21 protein-coding genes are annotated in these 22,487 nt (G+C 74.0%); 11 read left to right on the top strand and 10 right to left on the bottom strand.

The genetic code is table 11. The features are described 5' to 3' along the window. Positions 1-118: 118 nt before the first annotated feature. From WDV06_RS12085 to WDV06_RS12065, 5 genes are all read right to left on the bottom strand, one after another. A complete protein-coding gene (locus WDV06_RS12085; protein ID WP_395509711.1) occupies positions 119-1,240 on the bottom strand; it encodes an LLM class flavin-dependent oxidoreductase in 1,122 nt (373 codons plus the stop codon). Positions 1,241-1,348: 108 nt separating this feature from the next. Then, positions 1,349-2,146, bottom strand: coding sequence for an SDR family NAD(P)-dependent oxidoreductase (locus WDV06_RS12080; RefSeq protein WP_395509681.1), 798 nt, complete (start codon positions 2,144-2,146; stop codon positions 1,349-1,351). 22 nt (positions 2,147-2,168) lie between these two features. Beyond that, a complete protein-coding gene (locus WDV06_RS12075; protein ID WP_395509680.1) occupies positions 2,169-3,116 on the bottom strand; it encodes a TIGR03619 family F420-dependent LLM class oxidoreductase in 948 nt (315 codons plus the stop codon). 153 nt (positions 3,117-3,269) lie between these two features. Continuing rightward, the gene (locus tag WDV06_RS12070) at positions 3,270-4,160 is read right to left on the bottom strand and encodes a L,D-transpeptidase family protein (RefSeq protein ID WP_395509679.1); all 891 of its coding nucleotides are present in this window, start codon (positions 4,158-4,160) and stop codon (positions 3,270-3,272) included. Between the two features lie 87 nt (positions 4,161-4,247). Then, a complete protein-coding gene (locus tag WDV06_RS12065; RefSeq protein ID WP_395509678.1) occupies positions 4,248-4,622 on the bottom strand; it encodes a VOC family protein in 375 nt (124 codons plus the stop codon). A gap of 518 nt (positions 4,623-5,140) precedes the next feature. Here WDV06_RS12065 and WDV06_RS12060 point away from each other — a divergent pair. Beyond that, the gene (locus WDV06_RS12060) at positions 5,141-5,674 is read left to right on the top strand and encodes an NUDIX hydrolase (RefSeq protein WP_395509677.1); all 534 of its coding nucleotides are present in this window, start codon (positions 5,141-5,143) and stop codon (positions 5,672-5,674) included. Positions 5,675-5,677: 3 nt separating this feature from the next. Here WDV06_RS12060 and WDV06_RS12055 read toward each other — a convergent pair whose 3' ends face one another. Together WDV06_RS12055 and WDV06_RS12050 are read right to left on the bottom strand one after the other, a co-directional pair. Beyond that, positions 5,678-6,310 carry a DUF6434 domain-containing protein gene (locus WDV06_RS12055; RefSeq protein ID WP_395509676.1) on the bottom strand — a complete coding sequence of 211 codons (633 nt, stop codon included), beginning with the start codon at positions 6,308-6,310 and terminating at the stop codon, positions 5,678-5,680. A gap of 187 nt (positions 6,311-6,497) precedes the next feature. After that, entirely contained in the window at positions 6,498-7,340 is an 843-nt protein-coding gene (locus WDV06_RS12050; RefSeq protein ID WP_395509675.1) for a trypsin-like serine peptidase, read from the bottom strand. Between the two features lie 199 nt (positions 7,341-7,539). Between WDV06_RS12050 and WDV06_RS12045 the strand changes: the two genes are divergently transcribed. Then, complete coding sequence (locus WDV06_RS12045) at positions 7,540-8,625, top strand: alpha/beta fold hydrolase (RefSeq protein ID WP_395509674.1); 1,086 nt, start codon at positions 7,540-7,542, stop codon at positions 8,623-8,625. Between the two features lie 57 nt (positions 8,626-8,682). On the opposite strand, the gene WDV06_RS12040 is transcribed toward WDV06_RS12045, so the two are convergent. Further along, positions 8,683-9,903, bottom strand: coding sequence for an amidohydrolase family protein (locus WDV06_RS12040; protein WP_395509673.1), 1,221 nt, complete (start codon positions 9,901-9,903; stop codon positions 8,683-8,685). Positions 9,904-10,066: 163 nt separating this feature from the next. Between WDV06_RS12040 and WDV06_RS12035 the strand changes: the two genes are divergently transcribed. From WDV06_RS12035 to WDV06_RS12025, 3 genes are all read left to right on the top strand, one after another. Further along, the gene (locus tag WDV06_RS12035) at positions 10,067-13,045 is read left to right on the top strand and encodes an AfsR/SARP family transcriptional regulator (protein ID WP_395509672.1); all 2,979 of its coding nucleotides are present in this window, start codon (positions 10,067-10,069) and stop codon (positions 13,043-13,045) included. A gap of 198 nt (positions 13,046-13,243) precedes the next feature. Then, on the top strand, positions 13,244-13,450 hold the full coding sequence (locus tag WDV06_RS12030; RefSeq protein ID WP_395509671.1) for a hypothetical protein: 207 nt from the start codon (positions 13,244-13,246) through the stop codon (positions 13,448-13,450). Between the two features lie 411 nt (positions 13,451-13,861). Continuing rightward, a complete protein-coding gene (locus WDV06_RS12025) occupies positions 13,862-14,599 on the top strand; it encodes a class I SAM-dependent DNA methyltransferase (RefSeq protein WP_395509670.1) in 738 nt (245 codons plus the stop codon). A 14-nt stretch (positions 14,600-14,613) separates the two neighbouring features. On the opposite strand, the gene WDV06_RS12020 is transcribed toward WDV06_RS12025, so the two are convergent. Further along, positions 14,614-16,551 carry an exo-alpha-sialidase gene (locus tag WDV06_RS12020; protein ID WP_395509669.1) on the bottom strand — a complete coding sequence of 646 codons (1,938 nt, stop codon included), beginning with the start codon at positions 16,549-16,551 and terminating at the stop codon, positions 14,614-14,616. A gap of 72 nt (positions 16,552-16,623) precedes the next feature. Then, on the bottom strand, positions 16,624-18,366 hold the full coding sequence (locus WDV06_RS12015; protein ID WP_395509668.1) for a FadD3 family acyl-CoA ligase: 1,743 nt from the start codon (positions 18,364-18,366) through the stop codon (positions 16,624-16,626). Between the two features lie 97 nt (positions 18,367-18,463). Between WDV06_RS12015 and WDV06_RS12010 the strand changes: the two genes are divergently transcribed. The 6 genes from WDV06_RS12010 (at position 18,464) to WDV06_RS11985 (ending at position 22,474) form a co-directional block, all read left to right on the top strand. Then, entirely contained in the window at positions 18,464-19,615 is a 1,152-nt protein-coding gene (locus WDV06_RS12010) for a lipid-transfer protein (protein WP_344163078.1), read from the top strand. An 84-nt stretch (positions 19,616-19,699) separates the two neighbouring features. Continuing rightward, positions 19,700-20,158 (top strand): Zn-ribbon domain-containing OB-fold protein, encoded by a 459-nt coding sequence (locus WDV06_RS12005; RefSeq protein WP_395509667.1) that lies wholly within the window; start codon positions 19,700-19,702, stop codon positions 20,156-20,158. Continuing rightward, positions 20,155-20,931 carry an enoyl-CoA hydratase/isomerase family protein gene (locus WDV06_RS12000; RefSeq protein ID WP_395509666.1) on the top strand — a complete coding sequence of 259 codons (777 nt, stop codon included), beginning with the start codon at positions 20,155-20,157 and terminating at the stop codon, positions 20,929-20,931. The genes WDV06_RS12005 and WDV06_RS12000 overlap by 4 nt, the downstream gene beginning before the upstream one ends. A gap of 42 nt (positions 20,932-20,973) precedes the next feature. Beyond that, entirely contained in the window at positions 20,974-21,222 is a 249-nt protein-coding gene (locus WDV06_RS11995; protein ID WP_395509665.1) for a hypothetical protein, read from the top strand. A gap of 181 nt (positions 21,223-21,403) precedes the next feature. Continuing rightward, positions 21,404-21,850, top strand: a complete 447-nt coding sequence (locus tag WDV06_RS11990) for an SRPBCC family protein (RefSeq protein WP_395509664.1) — start codon at positions 21,404-21,406, stop codon at positions 21,848-21,850. A 114-nt stretch (positions 21,851-21,964) separates the two neighbouring features. Next, complete coding sequence (locus WDV06_RS11985) at positions 21,965-22,474, top strand: hypothetical protein (RefSeq protein ID WP_395509663.1); 510 nt, start codon at positions 21,965-21,967, stop codon at positions 22,472-22,474. The last annotated feature ends 13 nt before the right edge of the window (positions 22,475-22,487 follow it).

Below are 22,487 nucleotides of genomic sequence, written 5' to 3'. Positions count from 1 at the left end.
GGGCGCTGCGCGGGGCCCTCTCCCCGCCCCGCCCTTCCTCCGTTCACCGGGGCAAGCCCCGGACCCCGTTCGCCTCAAACGCCGACGGGGCTGTTCATGGCCCCGCCGGCGGGACCGGCTACGCGGACTGGCGGAAGCGGGTCGTGCGGTGGACCGGGTCCGTGTCGATGTGCGGGATCACGTGCTCCCCGATCAGCTTGATCGTCGTCATCGTGTCCTCGTACGACACCCCGGTCGGCAGGCCGAACGACAGCTGGTCCGCCCCCGCCTGCTCCCACCGCTTGCACTGCGCGCGCACCTCCGCGGGATCACCGCAGATCAGCAGCTCCTCGGCGATGAGCAGCTCGATGATCTCCGCGTTGTACTCCGGCAGCGTCTCCGGCCACTGCGGGATCGCCTCGGGCCGCGGGAAGGTGTCGTGGTAGCGGAACACCAGCGACTGGAAGCGGTTCATGTTCGCGTTGACCGCGATCTCGACCGCCTTCTCGTGCGTCTCCGCACAGATCGCCGTCGAGGTGACCATCACGTTGTCGTTCACGAAGGCGCCGACCGCCTTCGCCTCCTGGATCGCCGTCTTGTACTGCTCCAGGACCCACTCCATGTCCGAGACCTTCTGGACGCTGAAGCCCAGCACGCCGAGGCCCTTCCTCGCCGCCATCGCGTACGAGGACGGGGAGCCGGCGGCGTACCACATGGCCGGGTGGGCCTTGCCGTACGGCTTGGGGAAGATCTTGCGCGGCGGCAGCGACCAGTGCTTGCCCTGGAACCCCTCGTACTCCTCCTGGAGGAACATCTTGGGGAATTCCGCGATGGTCTCCTCCCAGATCTCCTTGGTGTGGTTCATGTCCGTGATGCCGGGCAGGAAGCCGAGGATCTCGTGGCTGCCGGCGCCGCGTCCGGTGCCGAACTCGAAGCGGCCCTTGGAGAGGTGGTCGAGCATGGTGACCTTCTCGGCGACCTTCACCGGGTGGTTCACCGGGGCGAGGGGGTTGAAGATGCCGGAGCCCAGGTGGATGCGCTCGGTGGCGGCTGCGAGGTAGCCGAGGAAGACCTCGTTGGCCGAGAGGTGGGAGTACTCCTCCAGGAAGTGGTGCTCGGAGGCCCAGGCGTACTTGAAGCCGGACTTGTCGGCCTGGATGACGTACTGGGTCTCCTCAAGCAGTGCCTTGTGCTCTGCCTCGGGGTCGACCTTGGACCGCGCCTCAGGCACGTATCCCTGCACGAAGAGCCCGAATTCCAAGGGGTTCACCGTCCTTAGGTTTCTGACGTTCCGTCAGATTCGATGGTCCGACTGTTCCACCGCCGGATGGGGGCGTCAAGACCGGCGAAGAGGTCAACTGACGCGCCGTCAGAATAGGCTGACCCCGGCCATCCAGCCCCCGTCGATGACGAACGGCTGGCCGGTGATGTACGAGGAGTCCTCGGACGTGAGGAACAGCGCCAGCCGCGCCATCTCCTCCGGCCGCCCCACCCGCCCCAGCGGCACCACCTTCCGGTACAGGTCCGCCATCGCCTGCCGGGCTTCGTCCGTCACCCCGGCCGGGTCCAGCAGACCCGGGTTGGCCATGGGGGTGTCCACCGCGCCGGGGCACATCGCGTTCACCCGGACGTTCCGCGCGGCCAGCTCCAGCGCCGCCACCCGCGTCAGCCCGAGGATCGCCGCCTTGGTCGCCGCGTACGCGCCCACGTGCGCCATGCCCGTCAGGCCCGTGTACGAGGAGGTGTTGACGATCGTCCCGCCGCCCGCCGCCCCGATCTCGGGGGCCACCGCCTTGATCCCGAGGAAGGTGCCGACCTGGTTGACCTGCACCACCTGCTGGAACTCCTCCAGCGGGGTCGCCGTCAGCTCGTTGAAGCGCAGGATGCCCGCGTTGTTGACCAGCCCGTCGACCCGGCCGAACGCCTCCTTCGCGACGGCCACCGCCGCCGCCCAGTCCTCCTCCCGGGCCACGTCCATCCGTACGTACCGGGCACGGCCCGCGCCGTGCTCCTCGGCGATCTCGCGGGCGACGGCGGCTCCCTGCTCGTCGAGCACGTCGCCGAGCACCACCCTGGCACCCTCGGCGGCGAAGAGCCGCGCCTCCTGCTCGCCCTGCCCGCGCGCGGCACCGGTGATGATGACGACGCGCCCGTCCAGCTTGCCCACGGGTACCCCCTTGTCCGTGTGGTCAGTCGTTGAGGAGCGGGGCCACCTCGGCCCCGAAAGCGGTGATCTGGTCCACGAGCTCGGCCCGGTCGCGGCTGCGGAAGCGGACCTGGACCTGGTCCACCCCCAGCGCCCGGTACTCCCTCAGGGACTCCGCGAGGGGCTCCGCCTTGCCCGTGAGGGTGCGCCGGCCGGTGTCCCAGCCGGGCTCGCCGACGTAGAGGGCCTCGGTGATCGCCCCGACCTCGAAGGGCCCCTCCACCCCGGCCTCCTCCCGCAGCCCCCGGATCCGGGCGACCTGCGCCGGGATCCGGTCGCGCGGGTCGCCCTGCGGGAGCCAGCCGTCACCGCGCACGGCGGCCCGGCGGACGGCGGCCGGGGAGGACCCACCGACCCAGACGGGGACCCGGCGCTGGGCGGGGCGGGGCAACTGGCCGAGGTCGCGGAAGGAGAACCGTTCCCCCTCGAACTCGGGGAACTCCTCCGGACCGAGGGCGGCGCGCAGGGCGTCCAGGGTCTCGTCGAGGACCGGCCCGCGGCGCGCGAAGTCCGCCCCCAGCGCCTCGAACTCCTCCCGCACGTGCCCGGCCCCGACCCCGAGGACCAGCCGGCCGCCCGACAGGTGGTCGAGGGTCGCGTACTGCTTGGCGATGGCCAGCGGGTGGCGCAGGCCGACGATCGCGACATGGCTCAGGAGCCGTACCCGCTCGGTGATCCCGGCCAGGAAGGCCAGGGTGGCCACCGGGTCGTACCAGACGGTGCCCATGGGCCCGGCGAGCCGGCGCGGGATGGCCACGTGGTCGCACGTGGCCAGGTACCCGAAGCCGGCCCGGTCGGCGGCGCGCGCCACCTCGGCGAGATCGGCCGCGCCGGCCGAGGCCTCCCACGGCTCGGCGTAGAGGGTGCTCTGCGACTGGACCGGGAGCTGCATCCCGTACGCCAGCCGGCCTTCCGGAAACACGCGTGCCATGGCCGTCCCGCCTCGCCTTCGTATGCCGGTTCGCCGTGCGGTGCCGGGCGCCATCGTTCTATCTGACGGTCTGTCAGGCAAGGGGTCGGGCGCTGCGCGCACGGCGGAAGCGGCGTCGTCCGGCTCCGGGGCCGGGACGGCGCGCGGTCCGGGTCAGAAGCCGGCCGGGCCCATCGCGACGACCGGGTGGGCCGCCGGGTCCAGGGTCTCCAGGAGCTGCTTCATCGCGGCCCTGGGCAGGCCGATGCAGCCCTGGGAGGGGCCGTCGTGGTCCACGTGGAGCCAGATGTTGCCGCCCCGGCCCTCGCCGTCCGGCATGACCGGGTCCAGCGGCGACACGCCCCGGCGGCGGTTGTAGTCGATCGCGACGACGTAGTCGAAGGAGCCGGCGAGGGACTCCCCGTTCACCCCGCGGCCGGTGGCGACGAAGCCGGGGTCCCGGTCGTAGGGGAGCTTCGTGCCCGGCGGGGCGGCCAGCAGGCCTCCGGCGTCGCTGAGGGAGAACACTCCCTGCGGGGAGGTCAGGTCCCCGTACTCGCGCCCGGTGGACCAGCCCCTGGCGCCGTTGCGGGCCGGCCACTGCGCGGCCCGGACCCAGTCGCCGCCGGGGGCGCGGCGGGTGTACAGGGCGGCGGTGGACTCCGAGGAGTCCTTCGCCTCGCCGGTGACGAGGACCAGCTGGCGCGCCTCGGCCGGGATGCGGGCCCGGGTGGCCTCGCTGAGCGCGGCGGCCGGGAGGCCCTGGAGGGCGTCGGGACGGGCGCCCCCGCGCGCGGCGTGCTCGGGGGCCCCGGCGTGTGCCTTGGGGCGGGCGTCGGTACGGGTCGGGGTCACGGGTGCGCCGGGCTGCTCGTAGAGGGCGTGCACCCAGCCGGCCCCGAAGAGCAGCAGCCCGGCGGTGGCGACCAGCACCAGCGCCCGCGGCGGCCGCCCCGCCGAACCGCGCCGCCGGGCACCCCCGCGCCGCCGGCCGCGTTCCGTCGTACGGGCGCGGGGGCTGGGGGCGGGACCGGATCCGGATCCGGCTCGGCGGTGCTTGCTCATCCCCCCGACGGTACCTCAGCTGATCACATGTACCGGCGAGTCGGGTTCCGGTTCGGGGTGGCGGCGCGGGGCCGGTGTCGCCGCTCGTTACAGGTACGGGCGGGTGATCAGCTCGATCAGGTGTCCGGCGGGGTCCTTGACGTAGACCCCCCGGCCGCCGTGCTCGTCGTTGGTCTCGCCCGGACGGCGCATCTGCGGGTCGGCCCAGTGCCGGACGCCCTGATCGCACAGCCGGCGGTACGCGCGGTCGAACAGGTCGTCGTCGACCAGGAAGGCGTAGTGCTGCATCTGGATGTCCACCGGCGGCTCGGCGAACTGCAGGAGCACGCCGTCGGCCAGCTGGACGTTGGCGAACGGGCCCCAGGACGGCGCGTCCCGGAGTTCGAGCAGATCGCGGAAGAAGCGGGCCGACTCGGTGCGGTCCTTGGCGGCGATGATGGTGTGGTTGAACGTGGCTGTCATGCGGCTGACCTCGTGGGTGTTCGACACGGAAAACGGACTCGCGGCGGGGCGAATGCCGGGAGGTCCGCGTGGCGAACGGAGCGGGTGCGCGCGTGGCACCCGTCGCGCGATCAGCCCTCCACCGGATGGCCAATCCGTGCGTGGCGGGGTGCCGGTCCGGTGTTCATGTGCGCAACCCTATGTGATCGACGCGATCGACGCGGTCAACGCACGCGCGCCGGCCCCGGGCATGCAGAAGGCCCCGGCCTCCCTGAGGAGGCCGGGGCCTTGATCGAGCGCTGGGCAGGCCTTGCACCTGCATCCCCCCACAGGAAGTGGGGTGCCTTTCCTTGGACCACCAACGCCGGTCCCACCGCCGGTTCCCCGGCCGCGAGCTCAAGAGCAACTCTACAGCGAAGATCAGCTCCGGACCACCCCCCGCCGGCACGAAGCGGAATCCGGCGACGACCTGGTGCCGGCCGCCGGCACCCCTCGCCCGACCCCTCCCGCCCGGCCCGGCCCCGCCGTACGCTGCGTTGATGAGAACTCCTCGTCAGGCAGCGCGCATTGTCGTCCTCTCCCCCAGCGGATCGGTGTTCCTGTTCCGGGAGAACAACGTCGAGGTCGGGATCCACTGGCTGCCCCCGGGCGGCGGCATGGATCCCGGTGAGACCCCCGAGGAGTGCGTGCGGCGGGAGCTCCGGGAGGAGACCGGGTGGACCGACCTGGAGCCGCAGCGGCTGCTGTGCACCTGGGAGCACGACTTCACCCACGAGGGCATCCCCGTACGGCAGCACGAGCACATCTACGTCACCACCGGCCCGCACCGGGAACCCGTGCTCGAAGCCCCGGGCATCCACTGGCAGTGGGTCTCGCCCGAGCGGCTCGCCACCCTCGGCGAACCCCTCTGGCCCCCGCGCCTGCACGACCTCCTCGCCGGGGCCCCGGCCGAGCCCGTCCACCTCGGGCTCGTGACCCAGGACGGGGCCCCGCGCGCCCGCTCCGCGCGGCGCTCGTCCCACACCGCCTCCGAGGTCTCCCGGCCGACGCCGGCCGAGCCGAACACCAGGTAGCGGTCAGCCGGCCCGCCCCGACGGCTCAACGCCCTTTCCTGCCGGGCCGGCCGGTCCGGCGGACCCGGCGGGGTGCCGCGGTGCCGAGCGGTGGGCGCGCCAGGCCGCGAGGGCCTCGTGCCTCGTGCCGGACGGGTGGTCGGCGTGCCAGGCGCGCAGGAAGCGGTTGAACTCGAACTGGGCGTCGATCGGCTGGGGTTCGGCCGCCGCCGTCCGGGTGTGGTGCCAGTGGGCGACCGCGTCGGCGAGCGTGCGGCCGGCGTTCTGCGCGATGTACGCGCGCATGTACCCGTCGAAGTGGAATCCCGGGCCGATCTCCCGCCGGAAGAACTCCCGCAGCACCTGACTGCACCGCTGCCCCTCGGGAATCACCGTGGCGCCGTCCACCGGGGCGGAGAGCTGCCGGACGGCCGCGGCCCGGCGGGGGGCGGCCGCGGGGGGCGGTTCGCCGTCGAGCACGGCCCTCAGGCGCTCCGTGAGCGCGGTCTTGCCGCCGCCGCGCGGTACGCCGAGCCGCCGGGCGAGCTCGGACAGCTCGGCCAGGGTCCAGTACCAGCGGGCCAGTTCGGTGCCGGTGAGGGCGGGCGTGAGCGGGGGGCGCTCCGCTGGCGCGGGCCCGCCTTCATTCGAATGCACGTTCCCATGCTAGGCGGCGGGCCTGGGTCCGGGAGGTCCCGGCCCGGCACAGAACGGACGGGGGTGCCGCGCGGCCGACCGCGCCGCGACGCCGGTCGACGGCCGGTACGAGAACGTCGGCCCCCTGGACGACGTCTCCCCCGGCTGGACCCTCATCGAGGGCGGCGCGCAGCCGGGGCGGGGAACCTCAGCGCTGCGGCGCCGTGGCCTTCGCGTAGAGCTGGGCCGCGTAGTCGCCGAGGACGGTGCTGGTGGAGACGTCGTCGGTGTCGCCGCCCGTCAGGATGCCGATGATCTTGCCGTCGCGGCCGAGCCAGGCGCTGCCGCTGGTCCCGCCGGGGAAGTCGGCGCAGTCGAAGCGCTGCTCGCGCTCGCTGGTGCGGACCGCGACCGCCGTGCAGGTGCGGGGGACCTTGCGGTCGGCGGGGTAGCCCGTCACCGTGACCTGCTCGCCCGCGCGGCCGCTGGCGTCCAGGACGGCTCCGCCGGTGAGGTCCTCGATGTTGCGGCCCTTGTCGTCGGGGGCGAGGCGGGCGAAGGCGAGGTCGTAGTCGTCGTCGGTGTCGTCGGCCCAGCGCTTGTCCTCGTAGACCTGCTCTATCTTCCAGACGCCGTACGGGGCGACGCCGTTCGCGTACGCGGGTGCGAAGACGGCTCCGCCGTCGCGGGTCTGCGCCCCCTCCAGGAGGCAGTGGCCGGCGGTGACGATCAGGTTCTTGCCGGGACTGCGGACGACCGTGGCCGTGCAGAAGTGGTCGCCCTCCAGGCTGCCGGTGAAGAGGGCGCCGGTGAAGGTGGCGGCATTGCCCGGCTTGGGGGCGACGGGGGCCGACTGGGGTTTGCCCAGCTGCGGCTTGGACGCTTGCGGACGCGAAGATCCGCTCGGCGAGCCGGTGGGTGCGGCCGACTTGGCGTGCACGGGGGCGGCCGCTTCGGGGGGCGGGACCAGCTCGGCCACCGCCGCCGAGGCGCCCAGCGCCGCCACGGCGCACAGCACTGCCGTCACCACGGACCGCTTGTCCACCGCCATGATCCCTCCCGCCTTTGCCCTGGCGAAGCATGCCCCGGCGACGGGCCGGGGTGCAAGGTCCGGGCCTCGCGCGCCGCTGGGATGGCGGGATTCCGGCCCTTCGGGCGGGCCCGCCGCCCGCGCCCCAACCCCCTTTACACGGAGGCTCCTTGCCGTATCCTCCCCCACATCAGCAAAACAGTGTCTGGGGGAAACAATAATGCTCGGGATCATCGCCGCCACCACCGCCGCCGCGCTCGCCGCTCCCGTCGCCGGCCTCCTCGCCCACCGCGCCGTACGCCGTTCGACCCACGCCCGCCTGATGCGCATCGACGCGCCGAACGGCATCGACCAGCAGGGCTTCGTCCGCATCGGCGGCATCGACCAGTGGATCTCCGTCCGCGGCGAGGACCGGGCCAATCCCGTCCTGCTGGAGCTCCACGGAGGTCCGGGCGCGGCCCACTCCCCCTACGGGGCCCGCACCCGGGCCTGGGAGCGGCACTTCACCCTGGTCCGCTGGGACATGCGCGGCGCCGGGCTGACCTTCGCCCACGGCGGCCCCGCCGGCCAGGGCGGCGCGCCGGCCTTCGAGCGGCTGTACGCGGACGCGCTGGAGGTCGTCCACCACGTCCGGGAGCGCCTCGGCGTCGACCGGGTGGTGCTGCTGCCGAGCTCCTTCGGCACGGTCCTCGGGCTCCGGCTGGCCCGCAGCCACCCGGAGCTGTTCTCGGCGTACGTCGGCACCGACCAGAACGTCCTGGAGGCCGGGCGGGACACCTCGGCCTACGACGCCACCCTGGCGCGGCTGCGGGCCGCTGGCAAGGCGAAGGCCGCGGCGAAGGTCGAGGCGATGGGCTGCGACCCGAACCGCTGGACCCCGGCGCAGCGGACGGCGTACGACAAGCTGTGCGCCGGCAGCGACCCGCTCACGCTGGACACCCTCAAGAAGGTGGTCCTGGGGTCGATGTGGCTGTCGCCGCTCTACTCCCCCGGCAAGATCGCCGCGTACTTCAAGGGACAGGGCTTCTCGGAGCCGGTCGTCACCGGTACGCACGGCTTCGACGACTGGGCGGACGGCACCCGCTTCGAGATCCCGTTCTTCGTGTTCCAGGGCGCCCTGGACGTGATCACCCCGGCGGCCCGCGCCCGGGCGTACTTCGACGCGGTCGAGGCGCCGGTGAAGGGCTTCGCGCTGATCGAGGACGCGAGCCACTTCGCGGCGCTGCGCCGCCCGGACCGCTTCCTGGAGCTGCTGCTGGCCCACGTCCGCCCGGTGGTGGCGGCCGGCCGGGCCCCCGCCGCCTGATCCACCGCGGGCGGTGGGGCGCGGGGGCCGGGCGGTCCCCGCCCCCCTTCCGCCGTCTCAGGGCCCGGGCCAGAGTCCCTCGGGGGTGAGCCCGAGGAGGTCGATGGCGTTGCCGCGCACGATGCGCTCGACGACGTCCGGGTCGAGGTGGCCCATCTGGGCCTCTCCGACCTCCCGCGACTTGGGCCAGGTGGAGTCGGAGTGCGGGTAGTCCGTCTCATAGAGGACGTTGCCGACGCCGATCGAGCCGAGGTTCCTCAGGCCGAACGCGTCGTCGAAGAAGCAGCCGAAGACGTGCTCGGCGAAGAGCTCGGACGGCGGGCGGTGGACCTTGTCGGCGATCCCGCCCCAGCCGCGGTTCTCCTCCCAGACCACGTCCGCGCGCTCCAGGATGTACGGGATCCAGCCGATCTGGCCCTCGGCGTACATGATCCGCAGGTGGGGGAAGCGTTCGAACTTGCCGCTCATCAGCCAGTCGACCATCGAGAAGCAGCAGTTGGCGAAGGTGATGGTGGAGCCGACGGCCGGCGGGGCGTCGGCCGAGGTGGAGGGCATGCGCGAGGAGGAGCCGATGTGCATGGCGATGACCGTGCCGGTCTCGTCACAGGCCTGGAGGAAGGGGTCCCACTCGTCCGTGTGGATGGACGGGAGCCCCAGGTGCGGGGGTATCTCGGAGAACGCGACGGCGCGCACCCCCCGCGCGGCGTTGCGGCGCACCTCCTCGGCGGCCAGGCGCGCGTCCCACAGCGGGATGAGGGTCAGGGGGATGAGGCGGCCCTGCGCGAGGGGCCCGCACCACTCCTCCACCATCCAGTCGTTGTAGGCCCGCACGCCGAGCAGGCCGAGTTCGCGGTCCTTGGCCTCGGTGAAGGTCTGGCCGCAGAAGCGGGGGAAGGTGGGGAAGCAGAGGGCGGACTGGACGTGGTTGACGTCCATGTCGGCGAGGCGCTCGGGAACCGAGAAGGAGCCGGGGCGCATCTGCTCGTAGGTGATGACTTCCAGTTTGATCTCGTCACGGTCGTACCCGACGGCGGTGTCGAGGCGGGTGAGCGGCCGGTGCAGGTCCTCGTACACCCACCAGTCGCCCACGGGGCCCTCGTCGCCCTTCGCGCCCATGACGGGGGCGAACCTGCCGCCGAGGAAGGTCATTTCCCTGAGGGGGGCGCGGACGATCCGGGGGCCGGTGTCGCGGTATTTGGACGGGAGCCGGTCCCGCCAGACGTGAGGAGGTTCAACCGTGTGGTCGTCCACCGAGATGATCTTGGGGAAGGTCTCCATGGCTCTCACGGTAGCGTCGATCTGACGAACCGTCAGCTATTCCGGCGCCAGTCGTTCCCCGGCCAGGAGCGGATGGCTCCGCCGCGGGCTGACGCGTACGCGCAACACAGGGCAGACTGACCCTTAAACCGACGGAACCCGACGGAAGGCAGGGGGAGGAAAGATGGACGGCGGACCGGCCATCCCGCACCAGCCGAGCGACTCCGACGGTCCCGGCACGCCCGGGGCACCCGGCACACCCGCCCCCGGAGACAACCGGTTCGCCGTGCTCGGACCCGTCCGCGCCTGGCGCGGGAGCGAGACGCTGCCCTCCGGCAGCCCCCAGCAGCGCGCCCTGCTCGCCGCGCTGCTGCTGCGCGACGGCCGCACCGCCACCGCGCCCGAGCTCATCGACGCCATCTGGGGCGAGGACCCGCCCCAGCAGGCCCTCGCCACCATCCGCACCTACGCCTCCCGCCTCCGCAAGGTCCTCGACCCCGAGCTGCTCGTCAGCGACGCCGGCGGCTACGCCATCCGGCTGCGCCACCAGGAGGCCCTCGACCTCGGCATCGCCCGCAGCCTCGCCTCCGACGCCGAGAAGGCCCGCACCGCGGGGGACCGCGCCCTCGCCCGGACGCTGCTGGCCCGCGCCCTGGACCTGTGGGACGGCGAACCCCTCGCCGGGGTCCCCGGCCCGCACGCCGAGACCGAGCGCACCCGGCTCACCGAATGGCGCATCCAGCTGCTGGAGACCCGCCTCGACCTGGACCTGGAGGTCGGCCAGCACGCCGAGGCCGTCTCCGAGCTCACCGCCCTCACCGCCGCCCACCCGCTGCGCGAGCGGCTGCGCGAACTGCTGATGCTCGCCCTCTACCGCAGCGGCCGGCAGGCCGAGGCCCTCGCCGTGTACGCGGACACCCGCCGCCTCCTCGCCGAGGAACTCGGCGTCGACCCGCGGCCCGAGCTCTCCGCCCTCCAGCAGCGCATCCTCAACGCCGACGCCGAACTGGCCCGCGCCGAGGACCCCGCCCCGGCCGCCGCCCCCGCACTGGTACGCCCCGCCCAACTCCCGGCCACCATTCCCGACTTCACCGGCCGCACCCCCTTCGTCGGCGAGCTCGGCGAGATCCTCTCGGGCTCCGACGGGCAGGTCATGGCCGTCTCCGCGCTCGCCGGCATCGGAGGCGTCGGCAAGACCACCCTCGCCGTCCACGTCGCGCACGCCGCCCGCCCGCACTTCCCCGACGGCCAGCTCTACGTCGACCTCCAGGGCACCGAGCCCCGCCCCGCCCTCCCCGAAGCCGTCCTCGGCTCCTTCCTGCGGGCGCTCGGCACCCCCGACAGCGCCATCCCCGACTCCCCCGCCGACCGGGCCGCCCTCTACCGCTCCACCCTCGACGGCCGCCGCGTCCTGGTCCTCCTCGACAACGCCCGCGACGCCGCCCAGGTCCGCCCGCTGCTCCCGGGCACCGCGGGCTGCGCCGCCCTCGTCACCAGCCGGGTCCGGATGTCGGGCCTCGCCGGCGCCCATCTCGTCGACCTCGACGTGATGAGCCCCGAGGAGGCCCTGCAGCTGTTCACCCGGATCGTCGGCGCCGAACGCGTCGGCGCCGAACGCCAGGCCGCCCTCGACGTCGTCGGCGCCTGCGGGTTCCTGCCGCTCGCCATCCGCATCGCCGCCTCCCGGCTCGCCGCCCGCCGCACCTGGACCGTGTCCGTCCTCGCCGCCAAGCTCGCCGACGAACGCCGCCGCCTCGACGAACTCCAGTCCGGCGACCTCGCCGTCAAGGCCACCTTCGAGCTCGGCTACGGCCAGCTGGAGCCCGCCCAGCAGCGCGCCTTCCGCCTCCTCGGCCTCGCCGACGGACCCGACATCTCCCTGGCCGCCGCGGCCGCCGTCCTCGACCTGCCCGAGCACGACACCGAGGACCTCATGGAGGCCTTAGTCGACTGCTCCCTCCTCGAATCCGCCGCCCCCGGCCGCTACCGCTTCCACGACCTCGTACGCCTCTACGCGCGTGCCTGCGCCGAACGCGACGAGCAGCCCGCCGGCGGACGCGAGGCCGCCCTCGACCGGCTCCTCGACTTCTACCTCGCCACCGCCTCCCGCGTGTACGCCCTGGAGCGGCCCGGCGACCGCCTGCCCGCCCACCTGTCCGCCACCCGCCACCCCGGCCTCGTCCTCACCGAACCCCGTGCGGCCCTGGACTGGCTGTTCGCCGAGGCCGACCCGCTGCTGGCCTGCGTACGGCAGTCCGCCGGACGGCCGGACGCCCTGCGCCGGGCCGTGGACCTGCTGTGGGCGGCCAAGGACCTCTCCGAGTCCGGGGCCAACTCCAAGCAGTACGAGTCGGCCGCGCTGACCCTGTGCGAGGCCGCCCGCGCCGCCGGGGACCCGCGCGCCGAGGGCCGGGCGCGCACCACCCTCACCATGGTCCACCTCTTCGTGGGCCGCTTCGACGAGGCCGAAGAACAGGCCCGGCAGGCCATGGAACTGGCCCGGCTGGCCGGCGACCCGCTGCCCAGCTGCTGGGCGCCCAACGACCGCGGGATCATCGCGCTCTACCAGAAGCGGCACGAGGACGGAGAGCGCTTCCTGCTGGAGGCCATCGAGAACTTCCGGTCCGACGGCAACTTCATCGGCGAGGCCAGCGCCCTGTGCAACCTCTCCCGGATCCACGTCGTCCTGGGCCGGCTGTCCAGCGCCATCGACCTCGCGCAGCAGGGCATCGCCATATACGACCGCATGGGCCTGACCCTGCGCCTGGCCAACGGCCGCTACGCGCTCGGCATCGCCCTCACCCAGGCCGGCCGGCTCACGGAGGCCCTGGACCAGCTCGGCGAGGCCCTGTCGCTGTTCCACGACAACCGCCAGCCGCTGTGGGAGGGCGTGACCCACTTCCGGCTCGCCGAGGCCCACCTGGCCGCCCTGCGGCCCGCCCTCGCCGCGAAACACGCCGAGCAGGCCATCGCCCTGCGCGGGATCGGCGGCGAGTGGCGCCGGGCCACCGTGCTGACCGTCCTCGGCAAGGCACTGCGGCAGCTCGGCCAGCCCGACCGGGCGCGGGCGTGCTGGCGGGACGCGGAGACCGTGTTCCTCCAACTGGGTTCGGCGGAACTGGCCGAAGTGCGGGCCCTGCTGGCGGCGGAACTCGCCGCCTAGGCGCCTGACCTGGAGTCCGGCTCGATGGACGGACGCGTTCATCGTTCGTTTATCGCCGCGCGGCAGGATGAGTGCATCGACCCGGGGCGTCGGGGGGCACCCGGGCCGGCTGGTGGATTACCCGTTCGGCGGTCCACGGGGGAATCGCCGAACGGGCCCGCCAACCATCAGGACCCACACAGGACCAGGAGAGAGTCGATGGCGACGAACGAGAACATCCTGCCGCTCGACGGCGACATCAGACCGCTCGACAACCACGCCTCGGGCGCCGACATCAACCCGCTGGACGACCAGCCGGCCCAGCCGCCGGCCGGTACGAAGCCGGGCGACAAGCCGCTCGACAACCACGCCTCGGACATCGACATCGTGGCGATGGACAACCACGCGTCCGGCCCGCTTCCGTAAGGACCGCGGGAGAACACGGCAGGACGAACGGGGGACCCGCGGGTGGGACGTACGGGGGACCTTGAGCGGTCGTACGGGGGACGTACGGGGGAACCGCCCGAGGACGTACGGGGGACCACGCGGGGAGCACGGGGGAAGACGGGGGAAGACGGGGGAGCACCACGGGGGATGCACCACCGGTAAGGAGCACGACGCACGACGCACGGGGGTCCGTGCGGGGGCGCCCACGGGGGATTCGGGGGAATCCGGGCGGGCCCGCGCGGGGACCGTACGGGGGAGCGGCGGCCGCGGTGGCCGGAGGGGGACCACCGCGGCCGCCGCGTTTCCGCGTTTCCGCCCGCAGGCCCGCACGCCGTGGTCCGGTGTACCGCGCCCGTCCCGGCCCCACCGCCCGGTGGCTAGGCTGGGCCCGTGTTCACCTCCCAGGGCCCGAGCCTGCGCGAACTGGCCGTCCAGGCCCTCTCCTCGGTCGAGCGGGGCTACGACCTGCTCGCCCCCAAGTTCGACGGGACGCCCTTCCGCACGCCGGACCGCATGCTCGACGCCGTCGAGGAGGCCCTCGCCCAGGAGGAGGGTTCCTTCGGCTCCGGCCTGGACCTGTGCTGCGGCACCGGCGCCGGCCTGGGAATGCTGCGCCGCCTGTGCCGGGACCGGGTCACCGGCGTCGACGTCAGCGCCGGGATGCTGGCGGAAGCCGCCCGGGCGCACCCCGAGGGCGTGGACCTCGTGCGGGCCGACGCGCTGGCCCTGCCCGAGCGGCTCTGGAACACGTACGACCTCGCGGTCAGCTTCGGCGCCTTCGGCCACTTCCTGCCGGCCGAGCGCCCCGCCCTCTTCGGCGGGGTCCACCGCGCCCTGCGCCCCGGCGGGGTCTTCGCCTTCCCCGTCGGTGCGCCGATCCCGGTGACCTCGCCCCTGTGGTGGGCGGTGGCCGGCTTCGACACGGCGATGCGGGTCCGCAACGCGGTGTGGCGGCCGCCCTTCGTCATGTACTACCGCACCTTCCCCTTCGGCCCGGTCCGCACGGACCTGGAGCGGGCCGGCTTCACCGTGGAGACGCTCCCGCTGCCCCCCTTCGGCCTCCGCGAGGACGGCAGCCCCCGCTGGCGCCTGCTGCTGGCGCGCAAGCCGGCGGCCCAATACGGCTAGGGCGGGGGCGGGGGTCAGCGGATGTGGTCGAAGGGGAGGTGGACGCGTTCCTGGTCGGTGACGTCGTTGCCGTCGCGCAGGCGGGCCATGTCGTTGCGGGACAGGGCGCGGCCGTAGACGCGTACGTCGTCGAGGGCGCCCGCGTAGAAGGCCTTGTAGTCGGGCTGGGTGCCGAGGTGGATCGTGAAGGGCCCGGTGGGACGGAGGTCGCCGGCGGCCGGGGCGGTCGCCGGCGGGGCGCCGTCCACGGAGAGTTCCAGGCGGCCGCCGCTGCGCTGGAGGACGACGTGGTGCCAGGCGTCGTCGTCGGTGCGGGTCGGGGTGGTCACCGCTACGGGGCCGGTGCCCGGGTTGACGGTGGCTTCGAGGCGGCCGGTGGCCGGATCGGCCTCGATGCGGATCTGCGGGGCGGCGGGGCCCTGTCCGTACGCCCAGAAGAGGGGCTGGCGGCGGCCGCTGTCCCGGTCCTGGCCGCGCGTCTTGTACTTGACCCAGGTGGAGACGGCGAAGTCGCCCGCTCCGACGCGGAGTTCGTCGGGGCAGTCGATGAGGCGCAGGAAGTCGTCCTTGCCGTCGAAGCGCATGGCCCGGCCCCCGTCGGGCCGGTTGCCCAGGCGGGGGGCGCCGTGGACGACGGCGTCGTTGTGGTGCGGGGTGGCGTCGTCGGTGCGGCGGGGGGTGAGGTCCTCGGCGGCGGCCCGCAGCTCGTGGGGGCCGAAGGCGGTGAACTTGATGTAGCCGTGGGGGGTGCCGTTGGCGGTCTCGTAGAGCAGGCCGACGCGGCCGCCGGGCAGGGCGGCCATGTCCGAGTAGCCCGCGCGTTCGCGCAGGACGACGGCGCCGTCCCGGGACCAGGTGCGGCCCTCGTCCCGGGAGGTGCGGACGGCCAGGGTCCAGCGGTCGGAGAACTCGGCGCCGGGGCGGCTGGGCGCGGACAGCAGCAGCGGTCCGCCCGGGAGTTGGAGCACGGATCCGGAGGCGGGCGGGGCGGGGAGGCCGGTGACGGGGACGAAGCCGGGTGCGGGGACCTCGGGGGCCGAGGCGTCGTCGATGATCGCGGACACGCGGTGGTCGGAGGTGCCGCAGGTGGCGGTGGAGCGGGCGTTGACGTAGATCCGGCCGTCGGGGAGCTCGGTGAGGGCGGGTTCGTTGGGTGCGGGAGTGCCTTCGGGGGCGCCCCAGCGGGCGCCGGGCTTCCAGGTGAGGCCGCCGTCGTCGCTGTAGAGGAGCTGGGCTCCGGACTCGCCCGACTCGGTCCGGTAGTCGGCGCTGACGACGAGGCGGCCGGGGCGGTCGGGGCGGGTGGGGGTGAGCTGGACGCCGTGGCCGGGGCCGACGGAGACCCAGGCCCAGTCGGGGCCCTTGAGCCGGGGCTGGGGCTCGGGGTCAGTGGTCCAGCTGACGCCGTCGTCGGTGCTGTGGGCCAGGCGCAGTTCGCGGGGGCCGCGGACGCGGTTGCCGGCGGCGTCGGGGGTCCAGGTGCTGTAGGCGTGGAGGAGGGTGATGCGGCCGGAGGCGGAGTCCACGACGGGGGCGGGGTTGCCGAAGGCGCCGGGGTCCCCGGCGCCGCGGATGACCTGCATCGGCCCCCAGGTGCGGCCCTCGTCGGTGGACCGCTTCAGGACGAGGTCGATGTCGCCGATGTCGTCGCAGCCGGAGGTGCGGGCCTCGGCGATGGCCAGCAGGGTGCCGTCCTTGGTGGTGGTGAGGGTGGGGATGCGGTAGCAGTCGTAGCCCTCGGTGAACGCGCTGAAGGGGGCGGAGACGGCCGCGGTCAGTCCGGGCTTCTGCGGGGCGGCCTGCGCCGGGGAGTCGTCGTCGGGCGCGGCCGGCGGCCCGGGCAGCAGGGCGGTGACGGTGGCGGCGGCCAGCGCGGCCACGGCCCCGCCGGCGGCCCAGGCCCGGGCCCGGGCGGACCGGCGGATTCGGACGAATGTCTGGTGCACGCTCACCCGTGCAGGCTAACGCGGGTCCCCGGCGGGCCCGGTCAGGGGCGGGGCGGGGTCTCGTGCGGCTGCCGGGGGTCAGCGGCGGGCGCGGAGTGAGGTCTTGAGGACCTTGCCGCTCGCGTTGCGCGGCAGGGCCGGGACGAACTCCACCTCGCGCGGCACCTTGTAGTTGGCCATCTCGCGGCGGGACCAGGCGATCAGGTCGTCGGCGGTGAGCGTGGAGCCGGGGCGGCGGACGGCGTAGGCCTTGCCCACCTCGCCCAGGCGGGGGTCGGGGATGCCGATGACGGCGACGTCGGCGATGTCGGGGTGCAGGCCGAGGAGTTGCTCGATCTCGGCCGGGTAGGCGTTGAAGCCGCCGACGATGAACATGTCCTTGATCCGGTCGGTGATGCGCAGGTTGCCCCCGCCGTCGAGGACGCCGACGTCGCCGGTGCGCAGCCAGCCCTCGGGGGTGAGGGTGCGGGCGGTGCCCTCGGGGTCCTCGAAGTAGCCGCGCATCACGTGGTGGCCGCGCACCCAGACCTCGCCGGGGGTGCCGGGGTCCTGGGCGGTGCCGTCGGGGGCGGCGATGCGCAGTTCCGTGCCGGGGATGACCCGGCCGGAGGTGGCGGCGATGACCTCGGCGGGGTCGCCGCGGCGGCACATGGTGACGATGCCGCTCGCCTCGGAGAGCCCGTAGGCGGTGAGGACGGTGGCGATGCGGAGTTCGGCGCGGAGCCGTTCGACGAGCTGGAGGGGGACGACGGCGGCGCCGGTGACGACCAGGCGCAGCGCGGAGAGGTCGTGGTGGTCGCGCTGCGGGTGGTCGAGGAGCGACTGGTGGAGGGTGGGCGGTCCGGGCAGTACGGAGATCCGCTCGGCGGCGATGTTGGCGAGGACGGTGTCCACGTCGAAGACGGGCTGGGGGACCATCGTGGCGCCGCGCATCAGGCAGGCGATGATCCCGGCCTTGTAGCCGAAGGTGTGGAAGAAGGGGTTCACGATGAGGTAGCGGTCGCCCTCGCGCAGTCCGGCGAGTTCGCTCCAGACGGCGTAGCAGCGCAGGGTCTGGGCGTGGGTGATGACGGCGCCCTTGGGGCTTCCGGTGGTGCCCGAGGTGAAGATGATGTCGGACGGGGCGTCGGGGGGTATCGCGTCGGCGCGGGCGCGGACGGCGGCCGCCGGGACGCCGTCGCCGCCGGCGAGGAAGTCCTTCCAGGTGCGGAAGTCGGCGGGGGCGTCGTCGGCGAGGACGACGACCTGCTCCAGGTGCGGCAGCCCGGGCAGCGGTCCGGTGCCGGTGCCCTCGGCGGCGGCGCGGCGCAGGGAAGCGACGTAGGAGGTGCCGAGGAAGGTGCCGGTGACGAAGAGCAGGCGGGCGCGGCTGCGCCGGAGGACGTAGGCGGCCTCGGCGCCCTTGAAGCGGGTGTTGAGGGGGACGAGGACCGCGCCGGCGGTGACGGCGCCGAGGGCGGAGACGATCCAGTCGACGGTGTTGGGGGCCCAGACGGCGACCCGGTCTCCGGGTTCGACGCCCGCCGCGAGGCAGGCGGCGGCGGCCCGCTCGACGCGCTCGCCGAGCTGGGCGTAGTCGAGGCGGGTGCGGCCGTCGACGACGGCCTCGCGGCCGGCGTGGCGGCGGGCGGCGTCCCGCACGAGGGCGGCGACGGTCCCCCACCGCAGGTCGCCGCGCGGGTCGGCGGGGTCGGCGGGGTCGGCGGGGTCCGCCGCGCGGGGGCCGGCCGCGGCCGTCTCCGCGGCCGGGGGTCGTGTCGCGGCCGATCCGGGCCCGTACGCGTCGGTGTCGCCGTGGTCCTCGTAGCCGGCTCGGTCCATCGCCCGCCCCTCCCTGGGAACCCAGTAGCTGACTATCCGTCAGATTAGCTGTAGCCTTCGCGGCTGTCAGCAGTACCGGCGCACCGCGGAGGTGGCGATGGCGGCAACGCTCAAGGACGCTACGGCAATCGTCGGCATCGGCCAGACCCCCTTTGCCAAGCGGCTACCCGCACCGGAGAAGGAACTGGCCTGCCGGGCGATCCTGGCGGCGCTCGCCGACGCGGGCATCGCCCCCGGCGAGGTGGACGCCTTCGCCTCCTACACGATGGAGGAGACCGACGAGGTCGAGGTCGCCAAGGCCATCGGCGCCGGCGACGTCACCTTCTTCTCCAAGGTCGGCTACGGCGGCGGCGGCTCCTGCGCCACCGTCGGCCACCTCGCCGCCGCCATCGCCACCGGCCAGGCCACCGTCGGCGTCGCCTGGCGCTCCCGCAAGCGCGGCTCCGGCCCGCGCCCCTGGAAGAACACCGCCGTCCAGCTGCCCACCCCCGGCCAGTGGACCCGCCCGTTCGGGCTGCTGCGGCCCGCCGACGAGATCGGCATGCTGGCCCGCCGCTACATGCACGAGTACGGGGCCACCCGCGACCACCTCTTCAACGTCGCGATGGCCTGCCGCAACCGGGCGAACGAGAACCCGGCGGCGATGATGTACGAGCGCCCGCTGACCCGCGAGATGTACATGACCTCACGCATGATCAGCGACCCGCTCTGCCTCTTCGACAACTGCCTGGAGACCGACGGGGCGCTGGCCTGCGTCATCGTCTCCGCCGAGCGGGCCCGCGACTGCCGGCAGAAGCCCGTCTACGTGCACTCCGCCGCCCAGGGCCTGCCCGCCCAGCACCACGGGATGGTCAACTACTGGAACGACGACCCGCTGTCCGGGCCGGCCTGGACCGCCGCCCGGCACCTGTGGAAGCAGGCCGACTTCGGGCCGGCCGACGTGGACGTCGCCCAGATCTACGACGCCTTCACCCCGCTGATCCCGCTCTCCCTGGAGGGATACGGCTTCTGCGGGCGCGGCGAGGGCGCAGCCTTCACCGAGGGCGGGGCGCTGGAGATCGGCGGCCGGCTCCCGATCAACACCGGGGGCGGCGGGCTCAGCGAGGCGTACGTACACGGCTTCAACCTGATCAACGAGGGCGTCAAGCAGCTGCGCGGCACCTCCACCGCCCAGGTGCCGGACGCCGCGACCTGCCTGGTGACGGCGGGCGAGGGCGTCCCCACGTCCGCGATCCTCCTCCGCGCCTGAATCCCGCCTGCACCCCGCCCTTCGAACCCCGCCCTTCGAACCCCGCCCCGAACCCGCCCGAATCCCGCATCGAGGAGTCGCACGATGACCACCGCCCCCGACGCCGACGAACTGCGGCTGCTGCTCCCCGTCCCCGACGAGGACGGGGCCCCCTTCTGGGAGCACGCCGCCCGCGGCGAGCTCCGCGTCCAGGCCTGCGCCGCCTGCGGCAGGCTCCGCTTCCCGCCCCGGCCCTGCTGCCCGCACTGCGGGTCCTTCGACTCCGAGTGGCGCCTCATGAGCGGGCGGGGCCGGATCTGGTCCTACGTCCTGCCGCACCCGCCGCTGCTGCCGGCGTACGCGGCGCAGGCGCCGTACAACGTGATCCTGGTGGAGCTCGCGGACGCCCCGCACATCCGGCTGGCCGGGAACCTGGTCAGCTCCGCCGACGCCCCGCTCGACTCGGTGGACCCGGCCCGGCTGCGGATCGGGGCGCGGGTGCAGGTGGTGTTCACCGAGACGGGCGGGATGGCCGTGCCGCGCTGGATCCTGGAGAAGCCGTGACGCTGCGGGTGGAGCGGGACGAGGAGGGCGGGGTCGCGGTCGTCACCCTGGACCGGGAGTCGCGGCACAACGCGATCGACCTGGACACCGCGGCCGAACTGGCCGCGGTGTGGGGAGAGTTACGGTTCGACGAGGGCGTGCGGGCGGTGGTGGTGACGGGCGCGGGCACGGCCGCGTTCTGCACCGGGATCGACCGCTCGGCGCAGGTCCCGCAGCCGGCCTCCCCGTACTCGGTGGACGACCCGCTGGTGGGCGTCGGCCCGAAGGCCAACGACCTGTGGAAGCCGGTGGTGGCGGCCGTCAACGGCATGGCCTGCGGCGGGGCGTTCTACCTGCTGGGCGAGGCGGAGTTCATCGTGTCGGCCACCACCGCCACCTACTTCGACCCGCACACCTCGTACGGGATGGTCAGCGCCTACGAGGCCGTGTACATGGCCCAGCGGATGCCCTTCGGCGAGGTCGCCCGGATGTCCCTGATGGGCACGGCGGAACGGCTCTCCGCACGGCGCGCGTACGAGATCGGCCTGGTCTCGGAGCTGGCCGAGCCCGGGGAGCTGCTCGCGGCGGCCCTGCGGTCGGCCCGGACGCTGGCCTCGTTCCCCACGGAGGGCGTCCAGGGCACCGTGCGGGCCCTGTGGTCGGCGAAGCAGGCCGCGCTGCAGCAGGCCCTCGCCCAGGCCCCGGCCCTGATCGCCCTGGGGAACCTCCCGGCCGACCGCCAGGCGGAGCTGTTCGCACGGCGCCGACCGGGAACCGAGTTCCGGCTGCGCTGATCAGGGGTGGCGGAGGGGCTCGGGGAAGGGGTCCCGGCCACCGTGGCCACCTCCGTGATCCGGCAGTCCCCGACGTCGCCCGCCCGGGCCGTGGCGCGCAGTGGGACGACCTGCCTGCCGGTCTGGCGCGGTTCCAGGGTGACGAGGGCGGTGGCCGTCTCGACGAGGCTCCCGCCGACGCCCTCGCGGCGCAGGTTCACGGAGAAGGTGGCGGTGCGGTCCAGCCGCGAGGTGACCTCGATGGTGCTGGAGGGGCGGGCGGTGTCGGCGTCGACGCAGGACACCACGTAGGCCGTGGCGGGTCCACACCCGGAAGGCCATCCTCCGTTCTCTCTGCCACCAGCGAAGACCTCCCCTCCCCCGGCCTCGGGCCGCCCGATCCGTGGTTGCATCCCTGCACCGAACCCGGCGGCAGCCGCACACCCCGCGTCCCTTCGGTGAGAGCACCACGTCACCGCGAGGAACACGGCACATGCGACGCAACATCATCACCGAGATCACCATCGACGCGACTCCCGAAGAGGTCTGGCGGGTCCTGACCGACCTGCCCCGCTACTGCGTCTGGAACCCGTTCATCCGGCAGGCCGGCGGCGAGCTCGCGCCCGGCGAGCGGCTCCGGCTGACGATGTACGCGGAGTCGGGGAAGCCCACCGCCTTCCGCCCCACGGTCGTGGTCTGCGTGCCCGCGACGGAACTGCGCTGGACGGGGCACTTCCTCGTCCGCGGCCTCTTCGACGGCGAGCACTTCTTCCGGATCTCCGAGGGCCCGGGCCGCACCACCCGACTGGAGCACGGCGAACGCTTCCGCGGCCTGCTGGTCCCCTTCCTCGGCAAGCTGCTGGAGGGCACGGCCCGGAACTTCACCGCGATGAACGAGGCGCTGCGCACCCGCGTCGAAGCGACCCGCGCCGCCTCCTGAGGCACCGGACGGCGCGGCCGCCCCGGACCCGCCCCCGGACGCCACGACCGGCGTGCGGGCCCGGGGGCCCCGGGCTAGCGTCGGGGTCACGACCCCTACCCCGGAGGGCCGGGCATGATCCGCAACGCAATCGGCGCGCTCATGGGTCTGATCGGTGCGGCCGCCGCCGTCTGGAGTCCCTTGCGCGCCTGGTACGACGGCCGGCCCGGCCGCGACTACCGTGTAGAGGAGCTGTTCTCCGGCTCCGGCGTCACCACCGACCCACCCGCCCTGCTGGGCTCGCTGCTGCTGCCGATGCTCTTCGCGGCGCTGCTCGCGCTGGTCGCCGCCGTACGCCGCTCGCGGCTGCTCATGGCCCTGGCGGGCGTGGTGGTGCTCGGTGTGGCGGTGCTGTGGATGGTCCGCCAGGGACAGGCGGCCGGGGGGCTGTCGGTCGGCCCCGACGGGCAGGGCCTGGGCGACGGGCTCGCGAGCGCCTTCGGCGCGGGCGCGCTGCTGCTCCTGGCGGCGGCGGTCATGCGCGGGCGCCGCTACCGGCCCCGCGGCCGCGACCTGGACCTGGACCCCCTGGTCCGGCCACGGGCCGCGGAGCCCGAACCGTGGGGGCCGGGCGACCGGCCGTAGCCGTCAGTGGACA

Source organism: Streptomyces racemochromogenes (assembly GCF_044129415.1).
GTDB lineage: Bacteria > Actinomycetota > Actinomycetes > Streptomycetales > Streptomycetaceae > Streptomyces > Streptomyces racemochromogenes_A.
Note: the sequence above shows the minus strand (reverse complement) of the source record. Positions and strands in the feature narration are given on the sequence as shown.

Bases quoted from the DNA above. Each gene is read 5' to 3' on its own strand.
- WDV06_RS12075 (WP_395509680.1), bottom strand. From the start codon at position 3,116: ATGGCACGCGTGTTTCCGGAAGGCCGGCTGGCGTACGGGATGCAGCTC.
- WDV06_RS12070 (WP_395509679.1), bottom strand. From the start codon at position 4,160: ATGAGCAAGCACCGCCGAGCCGGATCCGGATCCGGTCCCGCCCCCAGC.
- WDV06_RS12065 (WP_395509678.1), bottom strand. From the start codon at position 4,622: ATGACAGCCACGTTCAACCACACCATCATCGCCGCCAAGGACCGCACC.
- WDV06_RS12060 (WP_395509677.1), top strand. From the start codon at position 5,141: ATGAGAACTCCTCGTCAGGCAGCGCGCATTGTCGTCCTCTCCCCCAGC.
- WDV06_RS12050 (WP_395509675.1), bottom strand. From the start codon at position 7,340: ATGGCGGTGGACAAGCGGTCCGTGGTGACGGCAGTGCTGTGCGCCGTG.
- WDV06_RS12045 (WP_395509674.1), top strand. From the start codon at position 7,540: ATGCTCGGGATCATCGCCGCCACCACCGCCGCCGCGCTCGCCGCTCCC.
- WDV06_RS12040 (WP_395509673.1), bottom strand. From the start codon at position 9,903: ATGGAGACCTTCCCCAAGATCATCTCGGTGGACGACCACACGGTTGAA.
- WDV06_RS12035 (WP_395509672.1), top strand. From the start codon at position 10,067: ATGGACGGCGGACCGGCCATCCCGCACCAGCCGAGCGACTCCGACGGT.
- WDV06_RS12030 (WP_395509671.1), top strand. From the start codon at position 13,244: ATGGCGACGAACGAGAACATCCTGCCGCTCGACGGCGACATCAGACCG.
- WDV06_RS12015 (WP_395509668.1), bottom strand. From the start codon at position 18,366: ATGGACCGAGCCGGCTACGAGGACCACGGCGACACCGACGCGTACGGG.
- WDV06_RS12010 (WP_344163078.1), top strand. From the start codon at position 18,464: ATGGCGGCAACGCTCAAGGACGCTACGGCAATCGTCGGCATCGGCCAG.
- WDV06_RS12005 (WP_395509667.1), top strand. From the start codon at position 19,700: ATGACCACCGCCCCCGACGCCGACGAACTGCGGCTGCTGCTCCCCGTC.
- WDV06_RS11990 (WP_395509664.1), top strand. From the start codon at position 21,404: ATGCGACGCAACATCATCACCGAGATCACCATCGACGCGACTCCCGAA.
- WDV06_RS11985 (WP_395509663.1), top strand. From the start codon at position 21,965: ATGATCCGCAACGCAATCGGCGCGCTCATGGGTCTGATCGGTGCGGCC.